16 protein-coding genes and 1 pseudogene are annotated in these 19,897 nt (G+C 39.1%); 4 read left to right on the top strand and 13 right to left on the bottom strand.

The features are described from left to right. Positions 1 to 274 precede the first annotated feature (274 nt). Positions 275 to 466 carry a DUF4025 domain-containing protein gene (locus tag IHV11_RS15445; RefSeq protein ID WP_197195410.1) on the top strand — a complete coding sequence of 64 codons (192 nt, stop codon included), beginning with the start codon at positions 275 to 277 and terminating at the stop codon, positions 464 to 466. A 32-nt stretch (positions 467 to 498) separates the two neighbouring features. On the opposite strand, the gene IHV11_RS15450 is transcribed toward IHV11_RS15445, so the two are convergent. The 4 genes from IHV11_RS15450 to IHV11_RS15465 form a co-directional block, all read right to left on the bottom strand. Beyond that, positions 499 to 1,158 carry a glycosyltransferase gene (locus tag IHV11_RS15450; RefSeq protein WP_197195411.1) on the bottom strand — a complete coding sequence of 220 codons (660 nt, stop codon included), beginning with the start codon at positions 1,156 to 1,158 and terminating at the stop codon, positions 499 to 501. A gap of 111 nt (positions 1,159 to 1,269) precedes the next feature. Next, positions 1,270 to 3,309, bottom strand: a complete 2,040-nt coding sequence (locus IHV11_RS15455) for a catalase (RefSeq protein ID WP_197195412.1) — start codon at positions 3,307 to 3,309, stop codon at positions 1,270 to 1,272. 379 nt (positions 3,310 to 3,688) lie between these two features. Continuing rightward, a complete protein-coding gene (locus IHV11_RS15460; RefSeq protein WP_197195413.1) occupies positions 3,689 to 4,276 on the bottom strand; it encodes a hypothetical protein in 588 nt (195 codons plus the stop codon). 14 nt (positions 4,277 to 4,290) lie between these two features. Then, entirely contained in the window at positions 4,291 to 5,478 is a 1,188-nt protein-coding gene (locus IHV11_RS15465) for a ParM/StbA family protein (protein ID WP_066399370.1), read from the bottom strand. A gap of 346 nt (positions 5,479 to 5,824) precedes the next feature. On the opposite strand from IHV11_RS15465, the gene IHV11_RS15470 reads away from it, so the two are divergent. Continuing rightward, the gene (locus tag IHV11_RS15470; protein WP_231620348.1) at positions 5,825 to 7,432 is read left to right on the top strand and encodes a glycoside hydrolase family 55 protein; all 1,608 of its coding nucleotides are present in this window, start codon (positions 5,825 to 5,827) and stop codon (positions 7,430 to 7,432) included. A gap of 17 nt (positions 7,433 to 7,449) precedes the next feature. Here IHV11_RS15470 and IHV11_RS15475 read toward each other — a convergent pair whose 3' ends face one another. The 3 genes from IHV11_RS15475 to rlmN form a co-directional block, all read right to left on the bottom strand. Then, entirely contained in the window at positions 7,450 to 7,929 is a 480-nt protein-coding gene (locus IHV11_RS15475; protein ID WP_197195414.1) for a GNAT family N-acetyltransferase, read from the bottom strand. A 74-nt stretch (positions 7,930 to 8,003) separates the two neighbouring features. Further along, the gene (locus IHV11_RS15480) at positions 8,004 to 9,956 is read right to left on the bottom strand and encodes an endonuclease MutS2 (RefSeq protein WP_197195415.1); all 1,953 of its coding nucleotides are present in this window, start codon (positions 9,954 to 9,956) and stop codon (positions 8,004 to 8,006) included. 772 nt (positions 9,957 to 10,728) lie between these two features. Further along, positions 10,729 to 11,808 (bottom strand): 23S rRNA (adenine(2503)-C(2))-methyltransferase RlmN, encoded by a 1,080-nt coding sequence (gene rlmN / locus IHV11_RS15485; protein WP_197195416.1) that lies wholly within the window; start codon positions 11,806 to 11,808, stop codon positions 10,729 to 10,731. A 323-nt stretch (positions 11,809 to 12,131) separates the two neighbouring features. Between rlmN and IHV11_RS15490 the strand changes: the two genes are divergently transcribed. After that, positions 12,132 to 13,625: a peptide MFS transporter gene (locus IHV11_RS15490; RefSeq protein ID WP_197195417.1), complete on the top strand. Its 1,494-nt coding sequence runs from the start codon at positions 12,132 to 12,134 to the stop codon at positions 13,623 to 13,625. 369 nt (positions 13,626 to 13,994) lie between these two features. Here the strand turns inward: IHV11_RS15490 and IHV11_RS15495 are convergent, their stop codons facing one another. Next, positions 13,995 to 14,375, bottom strand: coding sequence for a DUF1761 domain-containing protein (locus tag IHV11_RS15495; RefSeq protein WP_197195418.1), 381 nt, complete (start codon positions 14,373 to 14,375; stop codon positions 13,995 to 13,997). A 13-nt stretch (positions 14,376 to 14,388) separates the two neighbouring features. Next, positions 14,389 to 15,333 carry an AraC family transcriptional regulator gene (locus IHV11_RS15500; RefSeq protein WP_197195419.1) on the bottom strand — a complete coding sequence of 315 codons (945 nt, stop codon included), beginning with the start codon at positions 15,331 to 15,333 and terminating at the stop codon, positions 14,389 to 14,391. Positions 15,334 to 15,855: 522 nt separating this feature from the next. On the opposite strand from IHV11_RS15500, the gene IHV11_RS15505 reads away from it, so the two are divergent. After that, complete coding sequence (locus tag IHV11_RS15505) at positions 15,856 to 16,347, top strand: GNAT family N-acetyltransferase (RefSeq protein WP_197132848.1); 492 nt, start codon at positions 15,856 to 15,858, stop codon at positions 16,345 to 16,347. A gap of 353 nt (positions 16,348 to 16,700) precedes the next feature. Here the strand turns inward: IHV11_RS15505 and IHV11_RS15510 are convergent, their stop codons facing one another. The 4 genes and pseudogenes from IHV11_RS15510 to IHV11_RS15525 form a co-directional block, all read right to left on the bottom strand. Then, positions 16,701 to 17,075, bottom strand: a complete 375-nt coding sequence (locus tag IHV11_RS15510; RefSeq protein WP_197195420.1) for a hypothetical protein — start codon at positions 17,073 to 17,075, stop codon at positions 16,701 to 16,703. A 209-nt stretch (positions 17,076 to 17,284) separates the two neighbouring features. Then, positions 17,285 to 17,461 (bottom strand): hypothetical protein, encoded by a 177-nt coding sequence (locus tag IHV11_RS15515; protein WP_197132846.1) that lies wholly within the window; start codon positions 17,459 to 17,461, stop codon positions 17,285 to 17,287. A gap of 108 nt (positions 17,462 to 17,569) precedes the next feature. Then, positions 17,570 to 18,379: pseudogene (locus IHV11_RS15520) on the bottom strand (MetQ/NlpA family ABC transporter substrate-binding protein). A gap of 28 nt (positions 18,380 to 18,407) precedes the next feature. After that, positions 18,408 to 19,799 (bottom strand): LLM class flavin-dependent oxidoreductase, encoded by a 1,392-nt coding sequence (locus IHV11_RS15525; protein ID WP_197195421.1) that lies wholly within the window; start codon positions 19,797 to 19,799, stop codon positions 18,408 to 18,410. Positions 19,800 to 19,897 lie beyond the last annotated feature (98 nt).

Consider the following 19,897-nt stretch of genomic DNA (forward strand, 5'->3'; position numbering starts at 1 on the left):
CATAAGGTTACCGACTCCTACGGGACGAGCGGTCAGGTGGAGACTCCTAATGGCGCAACGCGGCAGGAGGCTCACCGTTCGCCCCGTGGAAAGCGTGCAACCTGGAGCGGAAATCCACCACTTTCAAGGACTAAAATATACGCTTAAGCAGCCTTGTCAAAAACAAGCCTTGTCCATCATCGGATAAGGCTTATTTTAATTCAGCATGTTTCAGGGAAAACTGAGGGGGAAAAGGATAAGTAGACCCTTTTTCTAAAATAGGAGGTATTCATTCATGAGCGACAAGACAGATAAACAAAAGCAATCCGAAGACATCGCAGAGAAAAACTTTGAACTTCATAAAAAAAACAAATCAAAAACAGATAAGGAATTAGAAACCGTTCACGAGCAGATCAACGATACGTTCAATCAAGGTACCATTGATCAAAAAGAGATCAATAAAAAGGACAAAAAGACGGATAAATAGCGAAAAGCCTCTCAATCTCGAGAGGCTTTTTCTTATGACGTTCTAAATGAGTCTGGAAACTGCTTCATGATGCCATTCGTTATTTCATCGGCAAACATCACCATATGATTTTTGTTCTTATCAAAGATCACGATCTCTCCAGCATAATCTTTTTTAAGCCTTGCTGCAGCTTCATCTGTCACATATTTTAAATGTGTGTATAGCATTTCTTTTACTTGTTGTTCTGACCAGTTTGGATTCGCTTTATTCATGAATTTAGCGATATCATCAGCGTTTCGATACCAATCTTTATTGATTTTCTCTGCTTTCGCCGTATCGCCTTTTTTCACCGCATCTACTAACTGCCCCGCGATGACAATATGCTCTGTTAATAATTTCCCGAGTTCGTTCCCGGCTTTATCTCCGTAATAGGGCTTGATGGAGTTACCGATATCGGTTTGATTCTGCAACAGTCTCTTTAATACAGCCTCTTGATCCTTAGCTCCTTCAGTAGCGCTAACAATGTAGGATCTCGTCCAATAAACATGGTCTTTCCACAGCCTTCTTTGCAAAGAATACAAATCAATCGCGTTCTGGCTATAACACGGTCCTTGAACTCTTTGCTTTGATTTGGCTTCTGCTGTTAATGGTGTTGTTAAAATAGGAACCGTTATTGCAAGCACCATAATCATACTTAGCATTTTTTTATACATATGAACTCTCCTTCATGTTCGATTCATATGTAGTTTGTATCGTTGCCATTTTTTCATTCTTAGAACATTAAAAAAGAACAGTGAACACTTTGCCCACTGTTCTTTAAATCCTTATACTTGGCGATTCCAATGACGATGTACGGAAATAGCTTCAGTAAAGTTTTTTACAAACTCATCTTTTCCTTCACCACTTACAACACCCGGTTCTCCAGCTAGTTCTGCTTCTTTTAGCCACTGAAGACCTTCATGAGTACCACCAATCGGTTTAAAATGCGCGAAGGCTTCATTAACGAAGTGCAAGGCATTCTTCTTAAACGTAGTACCATCACTTCCACCTACCACATAAATAGCATCAAAGATAACGGAAGTCGCCGTTAAGAACGTATGCATGACCTCTAGCTCAGACCCATCATCCGCCGTTCGTTTTCCTAACTTATCACTGATACATTCACCTTGAATACCACTGCTCTTTAAAGATTGCAGGATTTCTGCTACTTCACCACTCACAGTTGACCCAACAATGACTCCTACTTTTCTTGTTTTTGGGCTTTTAACCGTATTCAGCTGACTTAGAGCAGGTGAAGACTTCGTAACGGAAGATTCTTCTCCTTGAGGAGGTACGGCATTGATCGCTTCTGCAAAAGCAGTCGCAAGCTCCAAGCTCACATTTCCAAACATATCTACGACTTGTTGTTGTACAGATTTACTCTTCACTTTACCGAGCTCAAAGCTAAAAGCATTCTTAAGATGCTGTTTTTCCGGCTCGCTCATACTGTTCCAGAATAGAGTGGCTTGTGAGAAATGGTCTTTAAAACTCTCGCTTCGTCCTCTGATCTTTCTTCCGTCCACTTTTTCTTGATAATGAACATATCCACCTTCAGCTTCTGGAGTAGGTGAAGGTGTGTTCGCTGCAAGCGAATTCTTATGATAGCTCACTTGCCCTCTGTTGATCGTCTGTCGAGATATTCCATCACGCTGATTGTTATGAAAAGGACAAACAGGTCGATTGATCGGAAGCTCATGGAAGTTCGGTCCTCCAAGACGAGACAGTTGTGTATCTGTATAGGAGAATAAGCGTCCTTGTAGAAGAGGATCGTTTGAAAAATCGATTCCCGGTACAACATGACCAGGATGAAAAGCGACCTGCTCCGTTTCGGCAAACACGTTATCCACGTTTCGGTTCAACGTCATCTTGCCGACAAGTTTTACCGGCACATCTTCTTCTGGCCACAATTTCGTCGGATCTAAGATATCAAAATCAAAGTTAAATTCATCTTCTTCTGCAATAATTTGAAGTCCTAGCTCATACTCAGGGTAATCCCCATTTTCAATGGATTCCCATAGATCTCTGCGGTGAAAATCCGGATCTTTCCCTGAGATCTTTTGTGCTTCATCCCATACGAGTGAATGTGTTCCTAAGACTGGCTTCCAGTGAAACTTCACAAAATGCGCTTTTCCTTCGTCATTCACAAGTCTGAACGTATGAACGCCGAACCCTTCCATCATACGAAAGCTTCTCGGAATCGCTCGGTCTGACATCGCCCACATTACCATATTCGCGGACTCTTGATTATTGGCTACAAAATCCCAAAACGTATCATGTGCGCTTGCTGCTTGCGGCATCTCGTTATGCGGTTCTGGTTTTAACGCATGAACAAGATCAGGGAACTTGATTGCATCTTGAATGAAGAAAACCGGAATATTGTTTCCGACAAGATCGTAGTTTCCTTCTTCTGTATAAAACTTTGTTGCAAAACCGCGCGCGTCACGCACCGTTTCAGCAGATCCACGTGAACCAGCTACGGTCGAAAAACGTACGAACGTTGGTGTTTTTTTAGAGGTGTCATTTAAGAAATCCGCTTTTGTAAATTCTCCTAAAGACTCATATAATTCAAACTCACCATGAGCTGCGAACCCACGAGCATGTACGATACGCTCTGGTATTCTTTCATGGTCAAAGTGAGTCATTTTTTCCCGAAAATGAAAATCTTCCATAAGTGTAGGACCACGTTCTCCCGCTTTAAGCGAGAATTCGTCTTCAGCAACTTTTAACCCTTGATTGGTCGTTAATTTTTTGCCTTTGTCATCTGCACGATACTGTTCCAGCTGTTCATTTTTGCTATTGCCGTTCACTTTATTCTGATCGCTCATATAACTAATCCTCTCTTTATGTATTTTCACATCACAAAGAGACCTTTCCCTACCTGTGTTGGAAGCAAACTGGTTTTTAATAAAAGTTCTACTCCTTTAAAGTGGAAATAGTTACTGTTTCGTGTACCGAAACTTATCGTTTTATATACATAGAGGGGTATTATTTCATTTCAATCCAGAAGTTTAGCGACCCAATCCAGAAATTTCGGCTGTTAATCCACGAGATTAGTCGCTCAATCCAAAAGTTTTAGTCGTTTATCCGCAAGTTTACAATCCTCGACAAATTACGCCTACCTATTTCTCTCACATACCCCCGAATAACTAATAAAAGCTCATCATCATAAAAAAACGCAGCTGAGGATTCAGCTGCGCTCTCTAGTTACTTATTCATATGTGCAAGGAAATCCCCAAGCAGATCTTCCATTTCCTGCTCGGGACTTTGTGTTTCTTCCTTTTCTTCAGGCTCATCTCGCTTTGCACTGTTCCAATCGAATTGACTGAGGTCATCATCGTCAAAATCATCAGTTGAGTGTTCGGTTTCAAGTGGATTTTCGTACTGATCCAATGAATTCACATCGCGCGGTACATCTTCTTGAAGATATAGAGCTTGGTCAATATCGGTTGCATTGCTGTTTAAAGCTGCAAGTAAAGATGCTGTTCTTACAGGATTAGATATGAGCTGATACAAAATATTGCCTAACAAGGCCTCTGAATGTTCATGCTTCAACCAATCACGCTGCATCTTACTTAAATTTTTCGGCAACGGTACTGTAATCGTCTCTCGATCTCTTTGGATGTCTTGCCCAACACCTTGAAGGACATACTCTGAGATCTTGCTCGAAAAATTGCGCCTCTCCGTCTCTTTTAGCTTTTGAAGCTGCTTGATGACGTGATCTGGGGTGTCAGAGGGGATACGAAAAGCAATCGTTTTACCTCTTGTAATCTCATTGGATGCTTTTTTGTCCATTTCATCACCCTTGTTTAAGCTTTAACGGCTTTTTTGTCTTTATCCTCGCTCTTTTTCTCTTTAGGCGCAGTTCTTCTTAAGTGATCAGAGATCAGCTTATAATAAGCGTTTGCCATCATCCAGATGCTTTCTTTTTCATCTTCAAAAAAGTCGATGTTGTAGCCATCCAGGTTATTGTTTAGCGTCTTAATATAATCTTTAAGTACGGCAGATCCTCCACCTACAAAATAGCAGATTTCAGTTTGCGAATTCTTTTGCCAAACGTTGCGAAGAAGACGGTATTGCTTTTTCGCTAGGTCTACTAAAATACGATCTGTAATGTCATGAACACTCGTACGGCTACCACGAACCATGATGTGGTTGCGGTTCGTCTTTTTCGTAATGATATCTACTACATCACGTCGGCTGTCTAATTCCACGCCATGCTTAGAGCGGATTTCTTCTCTAATTTGTTCTAGCGCTTCAGAAACACCAAGGTTAAAGCCTTGAGCTTTATCATCATCAACGTTTCTATTCTTGATAACTGCGATATCTGTAGATAGACCGCCAATATCTTGAATAAGAATTGGTTTATCGATCAGATCTTTATTAGTAATATTTAGATCGTTATCCATAACAAGGTTAATAAAAGCTGCGAAACCTTCTGGATACACTTTAACTTCTTCAAACTTTAAGTTTACTTTAATTCCTTGGTATTTAGGCGTTACTAGGAATTCTACTTGGTGAACAGATCCTAATAGTTTTGAACGGTAACCCGCGTCCTTACCTTCTTTTACTTCGCGTAGAGGAAGGCCTGTCCCTAAAATATAACTTGTATCAATCACATTGTTGTTTTTAGTGAATGTTTTAGCATTATCTTCATTTACAGCATCAAGAGCTAATGCAGCGAAAAGCATGATCAATGTTTGATCTTCTTCTGATTTACTGCTTCCTGGATCTAATTCAGTAGAATTATCGCTCTTAGCAGCAAGCTGACCAACACGATAAATCACATTGTTTTCTTTAAGGGCAGGGGAGTGAACTCTAATATGTATGCCTTCTAAAGGATCTTTGCTGTCTAACTCCTCAATCCCGATTACAGGACGATCCTCAATATCTCTAGCAATTACGTTAGGGATGTTTAATTCATGTTCTAATGTACCGAAAATTCCTTTTAGTGAATCGTTACCTACATCAACTGCAGCAATTCTAGAATTACTCATGGGCGTACATCCTTTCTTTTTCAAATCATTATTTTGTTTCTATATAAATAGATTAGAGGGTTAATTGAAATTAAACAATGCCTATTTTTCTTTTTAATACATTTGTAAACACGCAAACATTTTCTGTAAACTTGTAAACACAGTTGCAAACAAACCACTTAATCCTCCACAAACCCTTATACACCAACAAGTAAACAGTTTTGTAAACTTGCAAACAAACAAGCAAACAATTGCAAACGTATTTGTAAACTTGCAAACATTTTTGTTTACATTCAAAAAATAGGTTTTTACAATGCCTCTTCCCTACTCATTACATGCTGATTATATTATTTCAGATAGGGAAATCATGAATTATAATTTATCTTATACAATCGAGGTGATCGAACTGATGCTTTCATTAGATAAACAACATAATCCACTTACAAACAAAAACTTAATAAAACAATTGCGAAAGAAACACGCACATACAGAATCTATTGATTTAAAAACTTCAGAGAATCTGTTCAAAGATTCACTAAAAAAACATAGAAAACAGAATAGAAATTCTATTGAATGGTTCAAATATGCAACAAAAAGTATGGTAATAAAGAAAGTTCGCTACAAAGACGTCGAAACTACCGATTGGGATAAAGATGAACAAGATCGTATTTATCCAAGGTGGATCTCGAAGTTAAATGGCCAGTACGAGATCCTTTATCGTTATATAAAAGAGGAAGTAAACGTAGCAGACTATGGAGCAGTTGGAGACGGAATAACAGATAATACGGAGGCTTTTAAGAAAGCAATCGGTAAAGGAAGAGTCATCGTACGTATCCCAGAAGGAAAATATGTAACAAAAGGCATTAAATTGCCTTCGTGGACGATTCTTATAGGGGAAGGAAAAGGAAAAACGATCCTCAAACTACATGATGATTGCCCTAAAGCAGAATGGCTGATTACGAACAAGAATCATTTGAAAGGTAACCGAAACATAGCGGTAAAAGGGATGACGCTGGATTGGAACCTAGAACGGCTTGATCCTGAAGAAAAAACAAGTGCAGGGAACAATCGATCGAGCTGTTTAACCTTCGCAAACGTCACTTATGGCTGGATGTTTGACATAGAAGCTGTTAATCCAGGGCTACACGGGTTTGATGTGTCCTCTTCCCTATATACTTACCTTGGGGACGGGACTCGTTCAAGAGGAGGAAGTAAATACATCTGGTTAGACAATCTCAACGGTTATGGTTTTGGTGATGATGGGATTACGACACACCATAGCGAATATATCTTTATCTCCAATTCCCATATGAGTGATCCGAGTGGCAGGTCTCATAGAAAAGGATTCTCCAACTCTAATGGCATTGAAATCGATGACGGTTCTCATAATGTTTGGCTTTTGAACAATTCAACAGCGCGTTGCTTTGGAGGTGTTGAGATTAAAGCACATCATAACGCTTCTGCTGCTACAAATGTACACATCTATGGTCATCTATCGGTGAACGATAACCGGTCCTACAATTTTCGTCATATCGGCCATCATAAGGATATAGATCCAGAATCGAAAACAGCTCATCATATCTCAGCTACTAATCTCTTTAGCATCGCTCCTATATATACAGAGCTCTACGAAGATTCAACACCTCGCAGCCTAGTGATATCAGGATATAACCATGTCGTTATCAATGGTTTAACCGTACTCGGTGATCTCACATATAACTATGATGGACACCCGCTAATCGCCATTCAATATCGCGCTCGTAACGTAATCTTAAACGATGTTGTGGTAAAAGATTTTACAACCTCTGGACCTGCAGTAAAAGTATACGGAGGACCGCATCGTGCCAATGATATAACACTAAAAAGCATTCGTTGCGACCATCATTTTGTAAAAGCGATAGATATTGCTTCAGACATCGAGGAAGCTGTAACTGAAGAGATTGTAATTGAAAAAGAGACATCTAGCACTACGTAGATGTCTCTTTCCCTTTGTTATAGGACTCTTTCAAGTTGAATATCTAATGGTTCTCTTTTGAAAATACGCTCATTCACTTCTTCTGCAGGTGAACACCCTACAGCGCGATAAAACGATTGTGATTCAATAGACGGATGCGCTGCTATATAAAGTTTCTTACCACCTAGCCTCTTCGCTTCTTGGCAGCATAAAGCAAAAAGCTTCTTCCCTATCCCCATACCCCTCACATCATTTGAGACATGTAGGTAAGGCAGCTCTACATATTGCGCATCGGAACCAAAGCGTTCACTTTCAACATTCGCAAATCCTACTAACTGCTTCTCTAGCCATGCTGCAGCAACTACTCCCCCGCTGCTTACACATTTTCTTAACTCCTGAATGACCTGTAACTTCCTTTCGTGAGACCAATCATCAATAAAATAATCATCCTTCATTTTGTAGATTTTATCCTCTACATACCAAACCTGCTTTGTTTGCTGATATCGGTTGGAATCCATTTAGGAAATCATCCGTTAGTTCCATCATGCTTATCGTTTTACATGTGACTGAGTTCTTCATTTATCTCCCTCACTTAGTGATCTTCCCTATCGATAGAAAGGCCTTCAACATGACGCTTTTTCATAGCGTTATCCTTTTTTCTATTTTCCTTTGACTCAAAAACAATGTCCATATCATAATTGTCTGGATACAGCATTTTACTCTCAATATGGAGTTTAAGGCGCTTTTTATGAATGATATGTTTATTTTCTCCAACTAAAACACCTAGTTCACCGTGATCATTCTCTAATTTGTACACAATTCCTGCTGCTTTAAGACTTGATACAAACACGCGATCACCGATATGAAAAACGTCCTCAGGATGCACTGTGTTTTTTTGTATATTTACATGCTGTTTTTTAACATTTGCTTTTGCCTTTTCTCTCAAACTAGCTAGCTCTCCATATTGTGCTGTGGAAAACTTAACATCTCTATCTTTGTCCACATGTGGATAACTATTATTTTGGGTCACCTGTTGTGCACGGTGGATAATTTCATCGTCCATCCCCAACTTTTTTGCGATCGAGAAGGCCTGACTCTTACCAGCTTTACCGATAATTAAAGAATACGTAGGCTGAAGCGTCTCAAGATTAAATTCCATCGATCCATTTTCAAATCCAGGTGTAACGGCAGCAAATTCTTTTATTTCACTATAATGAGTGGTGGCTAAGATCATACTTCCTTTGCTGTACAATCTTTCAAGGATAGCAACGGCAAGCCCCATTCCTTCAGAAGGATCCGTTCCTGCACCTAGTTCATCTAAGATGACTAGATCTTGTGGTCCTGCATCTTTTAAAATAGAGATGATCGTCGTCATATGGGAAGAAAACGTACTTAAGGATTGTTCGATACTTTGCCCGTCCCCAATATCAACAAAAACGTCTCTGAATACGGCAAATTCACTATCTTCATCAACAGGTACATGGAGCCCTGTTTGAACCATTAACGTTAATAAACCTACTGTTTTAATGGCTACCGTTTTTCCTCCTGTATTAGGACCTGTGATCACCAATGACTGATAACTTTTTCCTAAATTAAAATGTAATGGAACACATTTTTCACCAATCAACGGATGTTTGCCGTTTATGATACTTATCACGTTTTCTTGGTTCAACTGAACTCCATTAGCATCTAATGTCCTGCTGTACTTCGCTTTAGCAAATATAAAATCGTAATGAATCATCGCTTCAATCGTAATGTGCAATTCTCTCTCATACCCCGCTACCATACCTGTGAGCACGCCTAGAATCATAGAGATCTCAATCTCTTCTTCTGCTCTAAGCATACTGATTTCGGTTTGAAGTTTTCGGATATCATGAGGCTCTATAAATACTGTAGCACCGCTTGAAGAACTATCCAGCACTTGGCCGTCAATATTTCGCTTGTACTTACTCTTAACCGGAATGACATAACGACCATCTCTCATGGAAACGATCTGATCTTGTAACATATCACGATAAGCAGAGGACTTCATCATGTTATCGAGCTTCGACTTAATTCTTTCTTCGACAACAATAATCTTTTTTCTAACTTTTAATAAAGCTTTGCTAGCATGGTCATCGACTCCACCGTTACGAATACAGCGATAGATCTCCTCTTTTAAATCACATAGGTCAAACATCGAGTACGCATAAGAAGATACGCTAGGTCCTACAGAAGTTTTGTCTCTCATGAATCGTTGCATTCGGCTCACATTTTCTAAAAGTCCAAATATTAGTGAGAGCAGTTCAGGGGTTAGGTTCAATCCTTTCTTTGGTATCTCTAGAACTTGCTCCAAACCGTTGAGATTAGCGATAGGAACACTGGCACTCTTCTCTAAAATACGTTTTGCCTCTGTCGTATCGAGCATCCACGATTGAATCACAGACAGGTTTGAAGAAGGTTGGAGCTTTTCTATTTGTTCTTTTGTAGCTCTATTTAATGCAAAAGACGCAAGTTGTTCTTTAATTTTGTTATATTCAAGCATGTTCATTGTTTGTGTATTCAATGGATCTACCTCCAAAATTTTTAATAGCATAAAACAAGTACTAAAAAATCGTTTTTTATCCCCTCCTCTTAACAGAGGCCAGGAAACGTGCCAATAAAAAAAGACAGAAATGAACATGTCATTTCTGCCTCATAGATAGACTTCACCCTAAAAAATGCATAAAAAAATCGGCTCATAAGAAGAGTCCGCAGCATCAAGGGGTTGAGTATGATGGCTTGTATCTGACCGCTGTTCTTAACTATTGGTGGCAAACAAAAGACATAGCAAATAAACCGGACAAGCCGTTTCATTTTTTTCTTTTGTAAACCGATATCCAAATTGTTTTAGTTAAGAACGACAACGCTCACAAACACACCATCCCTTCCATTGAATTACCAATATCATATGTAATTGTTTGACAGTTGTCAACTTAATAAAAAGAGACCGGTTGAAAAAACCGGTCTCTTTTTATTAGGCTGTTTTCGAATTCAATGCTGCTTTTAACATATATAATTGGACAGATTATGGTGCAGATTGGACAGATTAATCTTCGAATCAGACAGATTACCGTCGCCATCAACAAAACTATCTCTACATAGGAGCAGTTTTTAATGCGTAGACAGGCATATGGATAGCGCACAAACACCTCAAAGTGTGCTTACTGTCGACTTTTTAGAAAATACTGTCCACTTTTTGAGTTTTACTGTCCACTTTCGATGAAATACTGTCCACTTGGCCATTTTTACTGTCCACTTCCATTCACCACGCACTTTTAGGAGTAAACAGTCTTCCATTACGACTTAATCGATCGATCTTTATCTTTCTTGATCTGTTTACTTCTCAACTGACCGCAAGCTGCATCGATATCTGTACCGTGCTCTTGACGAATCTTACAGTTGATTCCGTTCTTCTTGAGCGTATCGTAAAACGCGAGAACCGATTCTTGGTCACTTCGCTGATACTGGCTGTGTTCATCAACTGGGTTATAAGGGATCAAATTGATATACGTTTTTTTCTTTTTATCTTGGAAAAGAGCTGCGAGTTCCACGGCTTCTTCTACATGATCATTTACATCTTTTAATAAAATATATTCTATTGTAATCCTGCGATTTGTTTTCTCGATATAATAGTTAATCGCATCCATCAGCTTTTCAACAGGAAAAGCTCGGTTGATCTTCATAATTTTTGTACGCAGTTCATTGTTCGGTGCATGAAGGGATAATGCGAGATTTACGGGAATGTTCACATCTGCAAACTCGTACATTTTATTTACGATCCCGCTCGTAGACACTGTAATATGTCTCGATCCAATCGCTAGACCTTTTTGGTCAATCATAATTTTAAGAAAATCAATCATGTTCTCGAAGTTATCAAAAGGCTCACCAATTCCCATTACAACGATATGGCTAACCTTTTCTCCTTCACCTGCAGCGTCCAAATGATGCTGCACGTTCATGATTTGCTCAACGATTTCCCCACTTGATAGATCTCGTGTTTTGGTTAACAAACCACTTGCGCAAAAACTGCAGCCGATGTTGCAACCGACTTGAGTGGTTACACATACCGATAAACCGTATTTATGTCTCATCAGTACGGTTTCGATCAAATTACCATCATTCAATTTGAAAAGAAATTTCACGGTTCCATCTGAAGCTTCCTGCTTAACATGCTCCTGAAGCGTTTGAATGGTAAAATTTTCGGTTAATAATTCAATACAGTCAGCTTTAATATCGATCATTTCCGAAAAAGTGGTTACACGCTCTCTATATAAATAGTTCCATACTTGTGAAGCGCGATATGGTTTATAGCCATGTTGCCCGAGCCATTCAGTTAGTTGTTCTATCGTTAATCCATAAATGGAATTTTTGTTCATGTAAAAAGACCTCTTTTCACTACCTGTAAACTTATTCTTCTATAGTACTAAAAATTTCACTATGTACACAATGGTTGAACCTCTTTCCCAGCACCTTACAATTTTTTTATTTTTTTGAGCATACTACGTAAGTAAATTTCCGCACTACTTTTATACACTTTTTATACCCTATTTATGCATAGATATAAGCCATTATGCCCATATAGGGTGTAATTTCCATTTACGTATGCATAAGAACCTGTAATAATAGATAAGCCGAAAACTTTTGACAATAATAAATATTTCAAAGTATTATATTTAATGTACTAAGAGGAGGTTGTCATATGTCAGACATCAATAGACAGAAAATTGTGGATAGTGTCCCGCAAAAAGGATTCTTTGGACACCCTAAAGGTTTGTTCACTCTTTTCTTCACAGAGTTTTGGGAGCGCTTTTCTTACTACGGAATGCGTGCAATCCTTATTTACTACATGTACTATGAAGTTTCAAAAGGTGGTCTAGGCTTAGAAGAGTCCACTGCACTAGCAATCATGTCCATTTATGGTTCACTCGTATATATGTCCGGTGTAATCGGTGGTTGGTTAGCAGACAGAATTTTTGGTACTTCAAGAGCGTTATTCTATGGTGGTATTTTGATCATGATTGGTCATATCGTCCTAGCTGTATTACCAGGCGATCTGACTATGCTGTTTATTTCCATGGTCTTCATCGTTTTAGGTACAGGTTTACTTAAACCTAACGTATCCAGTGTTGTTGGTGATATTTATGCTCCTGGCGATACTCGTCGTGATGCAGGTTTCTCTATCTTCTACATGGGAATCAACCTTGGTGCCTTCATATCTCCATTAATCGTTGGGGAAGTTGCTAAAAAGAGCTTCCACTTAGGTTTCGGTATCGCAGCAGTTGGTATGTTATTAGGACTTATTGTTTTTGCTGTAACGAAGAAAAAGAATCTTGGGCTTGCAGGTACGTATGTGCCTAACCCATTAACTCCAGCTGAGAAGAAGAAAGTATCAATTATCGTTGGTGTTTCCGCAGTTGTACTAGCTGTTATCTTAGGAACAACTATCCCAGCAGGTATTTTCACACTTGAAGTATTCATTACGCTAGTTGGTATTTTTGGTATCGCGATTCCTACTATCTATTTCGTGGTTATGTATCGCAGTCCAAAAACAACGTCAGACGAGCGTTCACGTATTATTGCTTACATCCCGCTATTCATCGCTGCTGTTATGTTCTGGGCGATCCAAGAACAAGGTTCAACGATTCTTGCAGCTTATGCGGACAAGCGTACAGATTTAACTTTTGCAGGACTTGAGATTTCACCAGCTTGGTTCCAATCTCTAAATCCTTTATTCATCATTACACTTGCTCCACTTTTCGCATGGATGTGGGTAAAGCTTGGTACACGTCAACCGTCAGTACCTAAGAAATTTGCACTAAGCTTGTTATTTGCTGGACTATCTTTCTTAGTTATTCTTCTTCCTGCTTACTTTGGTGGAGAAGATTCACTAGTGAGTCCATTATGGTTAGTGCTTAGTTACTTTATCGTTGTTATCGGTGAGCTTCTATTGTCTCCAGTAGGACTTTCTGCAACAACGAAGCTTGCTCCAGCAGCGTTCTCTGCACAAACAATGAGCTTATGGTTCTTAGCAAGTGCAGCTGCACAAGCGATCAACGCACAAATCGTTAAGTTCTATTCTGCAGAAACAGAAATGATGTACTTCGGTACGATCGGTGGAGCTGCGATTGTGTTATCACTTATCCTATTCGTCATCTCACCTAAGATTCAAGAGAAGATGAAAGGTATCCGTTAATCTTAAAATTTGAAACCACTGATGTGATGGTCCTCCATTATGTCAGTGGTTTTTTTATATTTAAAAGGCTCTTTTTAGATAGTGGCAAGCAGAAACTTTCAGAGGCATCCTTGAAAGATGATTGGAACGCAAGGTGCGAGACTCCTGGGGGATCAGCGTGCCTTGTGCTTGAATAAACATCTCGCAAGGCATGCGACGAGGAAGCTCACTTCGGTAGCATTGCTTGTAGACGCAGGAGCAAAAATACTTCTATGAATCGCACGCCCCCCGGAAAGCGAGCATCCTGGAGTGGAAATTATCTACCTTCTTAACTTAACTTTAGATTGGACAAACATAAAAAAGAAGCTTATCAACTAAGCTTCTTCATCCTTAATTCATCCATCCATGCAACAATCCAAGTAGTGTGAAAATCACTAGGTGGTCTCCGATTGCAATGATAAAAGACTTCCTTGTCAGTAAACCGAAAAGTGTGTTTTTATAATAGACCATCGTAATCAAGATCCCTATGATGAACCCAACCATGAGTCCTTCTGCTGCACTATCAGCTCCAAATAATCCGATAAGATAAGACATAAGAAATGAACTGATAAAGGCAACGATTACGGAAAAAATGTATTTAAAAGGTCCTGTCTCACCATTTTCCTTTTTCTTTCCGAGTATCGTTGAATAGTAGATGCCTCCGTAGATCATATATAAAAGTCCCCCAGCGATAATCGCTGTCGTGTTTAATAACACTCCGTTTAGTTCCATAATGGCCCCCTCGTTATTTTGGTTCAATGGCTAGGGCAATCGCTTTAATCTTACTTTCCCTTTTTAAAGTGTCTCCGTCCTGTTGAATCTCTATGACTTCTACTGGATTACTTAAATATTTAAACCCGCTTCTTGGTAGCCAATAGCTATACAGTTCAGAGTAGCAGTCAATTATCCGATTGCGTTCTGAATAATCGACAGGTTCATCAAATTCATATACTACATGCTTTCCACCAACAAACTTAGACGTATCATCAGACGCGATCGAATCAGCTATTGATTCACTGATCGTAATATGACAATCATAACGGCATTTGTCAGGAGGGGTGATGTATGGATTGTTTCGTGGTACGCCGAGAAACAACGTATGTGAATCAATTAAATTTCTTGATTCACACCATTTATGAACTTCTTCCCAAGCTTCAGAAACCCCTCTCGTGTATGTCCCAAAGTGGTGACCTTTAATCGTAGCGCTGTTTGGAAAAGTTTCAATTCTTATTTTAGATAAATCTAGCCATTTAAACTCATTATAAGGAGCATTCTCCTCTTTTTCTTTCGATGGGTTGCGAACTTGTTTAGATTTCTTGCTATCTTCATATTCCCGAGGAAATTGCTGGAGATAAGCTCCTTCTCTCCAGTTCTTCGGGCTCGTTTTGAAATAAGATTGGAAAGAATACGTGAAATAGGATAAGGAAGAAAAACCACACAACATCGCAATCTGCGTGATGGGGATATAGGATTCATAGATCAATCGATGTGCCGCGTTCTCCAATCGAAATCTTTTCACATAGGCAGCTGGTGTTTCACCAACGATACTTTTAAAAATCCGTTGAAAGTGAAAAGGAGAATAAGTAGAGATGCCAGCCAGTTTTTCTAATGATAAAGAATCCTCTACATGCTCTTCAATATATTCCAAAACTCTGAATATCTGTTTTCGTTGCTCGCGCTCAACATTCATAAACTGTACTCCTTTTTAATGCTAGTTCTTAAATTATAAACGAATCTCTGTATGTATTTGTAAATGTATTTTTTTTAGCATCCATTTTTTAGAATCGTCCAAACCATTGAGACAAGCTTGCGTAAGATAGAGTAGAGAAGAAAACATGACTGATTGTTCTTTTTCTCAACAGTTCGCTTATAGAAGGGGGTGTCTATAGTGAGCTTAATCGGTAGCCTATTAGGATTTAAGAAAAGAAAAAAAGGTAAAAAAAGACCTGAAGTAGCATAAGCAGGTAGAAAGCCGGGGATCTTCCTCGGCTTTTATATGTTTTTAAACCATTCTTTTACATAGAGCCTTTTTCACCAGAATTAGGACGGTATCCAGACCCCTTTCAAGGACAAGCACATATAGTACAAGCAAGGGGGATTTTTAATAAATAATAGTTATGTTCTAATGTAACCTATGTGTTTCTGAAGTGAATCATCTTCTATTTATTTCTTTATATCTTCCCTTCGTAAAGTAATATAAGGGGGAATATAATTGTATATTCGCAAACGGGTACCTGGTAAGGATGATCCTTTTTTAGTTGATATGGTAGTAAGTAACTTTCAAGTCCGTAAAAACGTGATTGAAATGATTATAAAAATGGCCAACGAGGTCATGATTGTCTGTGATAGCAATGACACGATTATTGGTTTTGTATGTTATCGATTCAGAATCGGCCCTACGATTTTTGTGGATTATGTTGTGTTAGATACGAAGCATCAAGGAAAAGGGATCGCTACCTCATTTCTTCCCGTATTTGAGAGTCACCTTATGAAACAAGGGATTCGTACTGTTTTTGGTACCGTTGATGAAGAGAACACGGATGCACTAAAAACCTTCCAGCATTGGGGCTTTAAGGTACAAGGTCAACTTGGTTCTAGTATCGTCATCCAAAAGGATCTTTCAATGCCTACTTCTAACCAAACAAATGGAGTTTATTCTAATTCAAGCGTAAGAAAGCTCGCAACTCCACCATCCCTGCGCTAATTGATGGAAATTATTTAAAGCAGATCTTCTATGTAAGGTCTGCTTTTTGTATTCTATGAGTTTTATTTCATTGATGCTCTTAGAAAGTAGTTGATTTCCGCTCCATGTTGCGCGCTTTCCATGGGGCGAACGGTGAGCCTCCTGCCACTACGTGCCATTAGGTGCTCCACCTGACCGCTCGTCCCATAGGAGTCGGCAACCTTCCGCTCCAATCAACTTGCATGAAAGGAGTAAGAAATCCTTAATAACAAGATCTTGTATAGATTATTACTTTTACAATTCAAAAAAAATAGCATCGCCATTCAATGGCGATGCAAATAATTTATCCGTTTAGATAGTATACATACACTTCTCTATCCAAATTCGAGAGATAAACGCTTGTATGTATTGTTATCAATTGTAACGCTGTCTAAGGATAAAGCTAACATTATTCCCTCTAGGCTTGTTTCGGTAGATTCTTTAATTATCTTTCTATCTGAATGAAACAAACGGTATTCAATTGTGTTCGGTACTTTTTCAATAGTGCAAGAATATGGCTGTTCATCCTTGCATTCATACATATCAATGATATATTTCCCCTGTGTATAATAATTACCCCTATTTCCATAAACCTTTCCTTCGTTTACCCAATAGTTAACAAAGAATCTTATACTGATTTCTAAACTAGATATTTCTTCAAATGTTTTTATTGTTTGCATATTTTCTAATCTGTACTCTAGTGTATTCAATGGTAATCCTCCCTTTAAAGATTAAAATATATCTGTTTTTTCACACTCTGGATTTTAACACAAATTTCAATTGGAATTGTAAAAAAATTGAAGTTGGTGAAGTTTTGTTTGATTTCAAATAAAATAAGCCAACTCAAGATCTGCAGAAAAACAAATCATTAAGTCGGCTTTTTAACGTTTATAGTAAGAATAAATAAGTCTTATTGTTCTTACAGATCTAAGAGATTCTGACGTCTCGTCTTTTTAGATCCATTCACCTGATTGTTGTTTGGATTGAAGATTTCTTCAATGTATCTTTGATTCCAATCACTATTAAAATCTTTATCAGAACAGATACAGCCACTTAAATCGTATCGGAAAAGGCCACAGTGCGGGCAGTTACTCATATTAATCCCCCCTTGAGTCAACATAACGTATTCTATGAGCATTTAAGAGAGTTGGTAACGGCTTTCGTACAGCATTTCCACGAAATAATAAGCTGATTTTTTATGGAGTTACTTGTTCATCCAATCTGGCTTATGAAACTCTTCAAAATCACTTTGTATGACTTTTTTGAACGAGTCGGATTCTACTGCGTCTTTAAGATCTTTTGCCAGCTGTGAATTCTTATCTTTCTCTAGCACAACGATTCGATTGATGATCTCCTCTGGAAGTTTATCTTTTACAAGCGCATCCTTTAGATCTAGACCCGATGAAATTGCAAAGTTTCCGTTTACCGCAGCTAGATCTACCGAGTCTAGCGTTCTTGGAGTTTGAGCAGCTTCAACAGGCTGGAACTTCAAGTTCTTTGGATTTTTTGTCACATCTTTTTCTGAGACTCTTAACGGGTTTGCTGAAGAATCGATCTCAATTAGTCCATTGTCTCTCAAAACAGTAAGTCCTCTTGCTAAATTCGTAGGATCATTGGCTAGTGAAACCGTACTTCCAGGCTTGATTTCGTCTATAGACTTGAATTTTTTAGAATAGATACCGATTGGTGCAGTGGGTACGGTAACAACTTAAGCTAGTTTCATATCATTCTCTTCTGAAAAAGCGTCCATGTACACTTTATGCTGAAACAGGTTTGCATTTAGCGAACCGCTCTTTAAAGAGATGTTCGGTTGTACATAATCATTAAACTCTTTCACTTCAACGCTGTATCCTTTTTTCTCTAGGTATGGCTTCACACCTTTTTCAAGCATGTCGCTGTAAGGCACAGTTGCGCCGAGCGTGATCTCTTTACTTTCTTTTTCACCCGAAGCGCCACATCCCGCTAAAACGCCGATTAATAAAGCTGCTGTAAGAAATAAGTTAAATCGTTTCATATGTTTTCTCTCCTCACTCACTCTCTATTTATTTACTTTCCGTTAGCACCGGTCTAAATCTAGCTGCAGGATGATCGTTTGGCAGTAGCGGTTGTCCGGGTGAGAATAGTTTTTCACGAAGCGTGCCACTGTTGTACTCTTTTTTATAGAGTCCTCTTTCTTGAAGAACAGGTACAACAAGCTCCACGAAAGCTTCTAAGTCTCCTGGTGTTACGAGGTGATTAAGGTTGAAACCATCCACCCCAGACTCTTCGAACTGCTTTTGTATACCATCCGCTACCTCTTCTGGATTGCCGACTATAAAACTACCTCTGTCAGGTGACTCGAAGCGATTCAATACCTCACCTATTGTTAACGGTTTAGGAGCATCCGTAGTGAGCGTAGCGGCCTTGTAATGTCCGCCTTCTGTTGATTTATTGTACGAGAATGGAAGTTCCGGATCTAAATCTTCATATTCCGCGATATCATATCCACTTGCTCCATATTGAGCTTTTGCAGCATCAGCACTCCAAACACTTGCATACTCTTTAAATTTTTCCTCGGCTTCCTCAGTGGTTCTTCCTACCACCACGTTTAAAAAAGAAAAGATTTTAATGTTTTCTGGATTTCGGCCGTGTTTTGCAGCGAGCTTACGGATATCGTCAGCATAAAAGCGAATTCTCTCTGGTGTTGGACCACCTACAAAGATACACTCCGCATGCTTTGCCGCAAAATCACGGCCACGCTCAGACGTTCCCGCCTGGTAGATCACAGGTGTCCGCTGCAGAGAAGGCTCGCTTAAGTGAGGTCCTTCAACGCTGAAGTATTGCCCCTCATGATTGATCTCATGTACCTTACCGGGATCCACTAATTTATTGTTTTCAACATCTTCTACAACAGCTCCATCTTCCCAGCTGCTCTCCCAAAGCTTATACGAAACATCCAAATATTCATCCGCGATGTTATACCGTTCATCGTGCTTGATCATATTCTGCAATCCAAAATTCCTCGCCGCGTTTGGCAGATAAGAAGTGACTACATTCCATGCGATTCGCCCATTCGTTAGATGGTCTAAAGTAGAAAAACGACGCGCGTTGCCAAATGGCTGTTCATATGTTGTACTCACCGTCACGGCAAATGACAGGTTCGCTGTTACGCTTGCCATGGCCGACACGAGAAGTGCCGGATCGTTTAATGGAACTTGAAGCCCATCGCGAATAGAAGGAGCTTTACTTTGTTTATAAACGTCATAAATCCCTAACACATCCGCAAAAAATACAGCGTCAAACTTTCCTCTTTCTAAAAGCTTCGCATACTCGATCCAATAGTTCAGATCCTTATAACTTCTATGTCTCTTGTTCTCCGGGTGCTTCCAAAGGCCATGAGAATTGTGCATGGCACTTGTCATCTCAAACGCGTTTAACAAAATTTCTTTACTCAAAATAAATTCCTCCGTTCCAATTTTTTTTGTACCCCGCTCCAAGAGAAAATAAAAAAACCTCTTCAGTGATGAGAAGAGGTTTAAAAATACGTGAAATA

Source organism: Fictibacillus sp. 26RED30 (assembly GCF_015903845.1).
GTDB classification, from domain to species: Bacteria; Bacillota; Bacilli; order Bacillales; family Fictibacillaceae; genus Fictibacillus; species Fictibacillus phosphorivorans.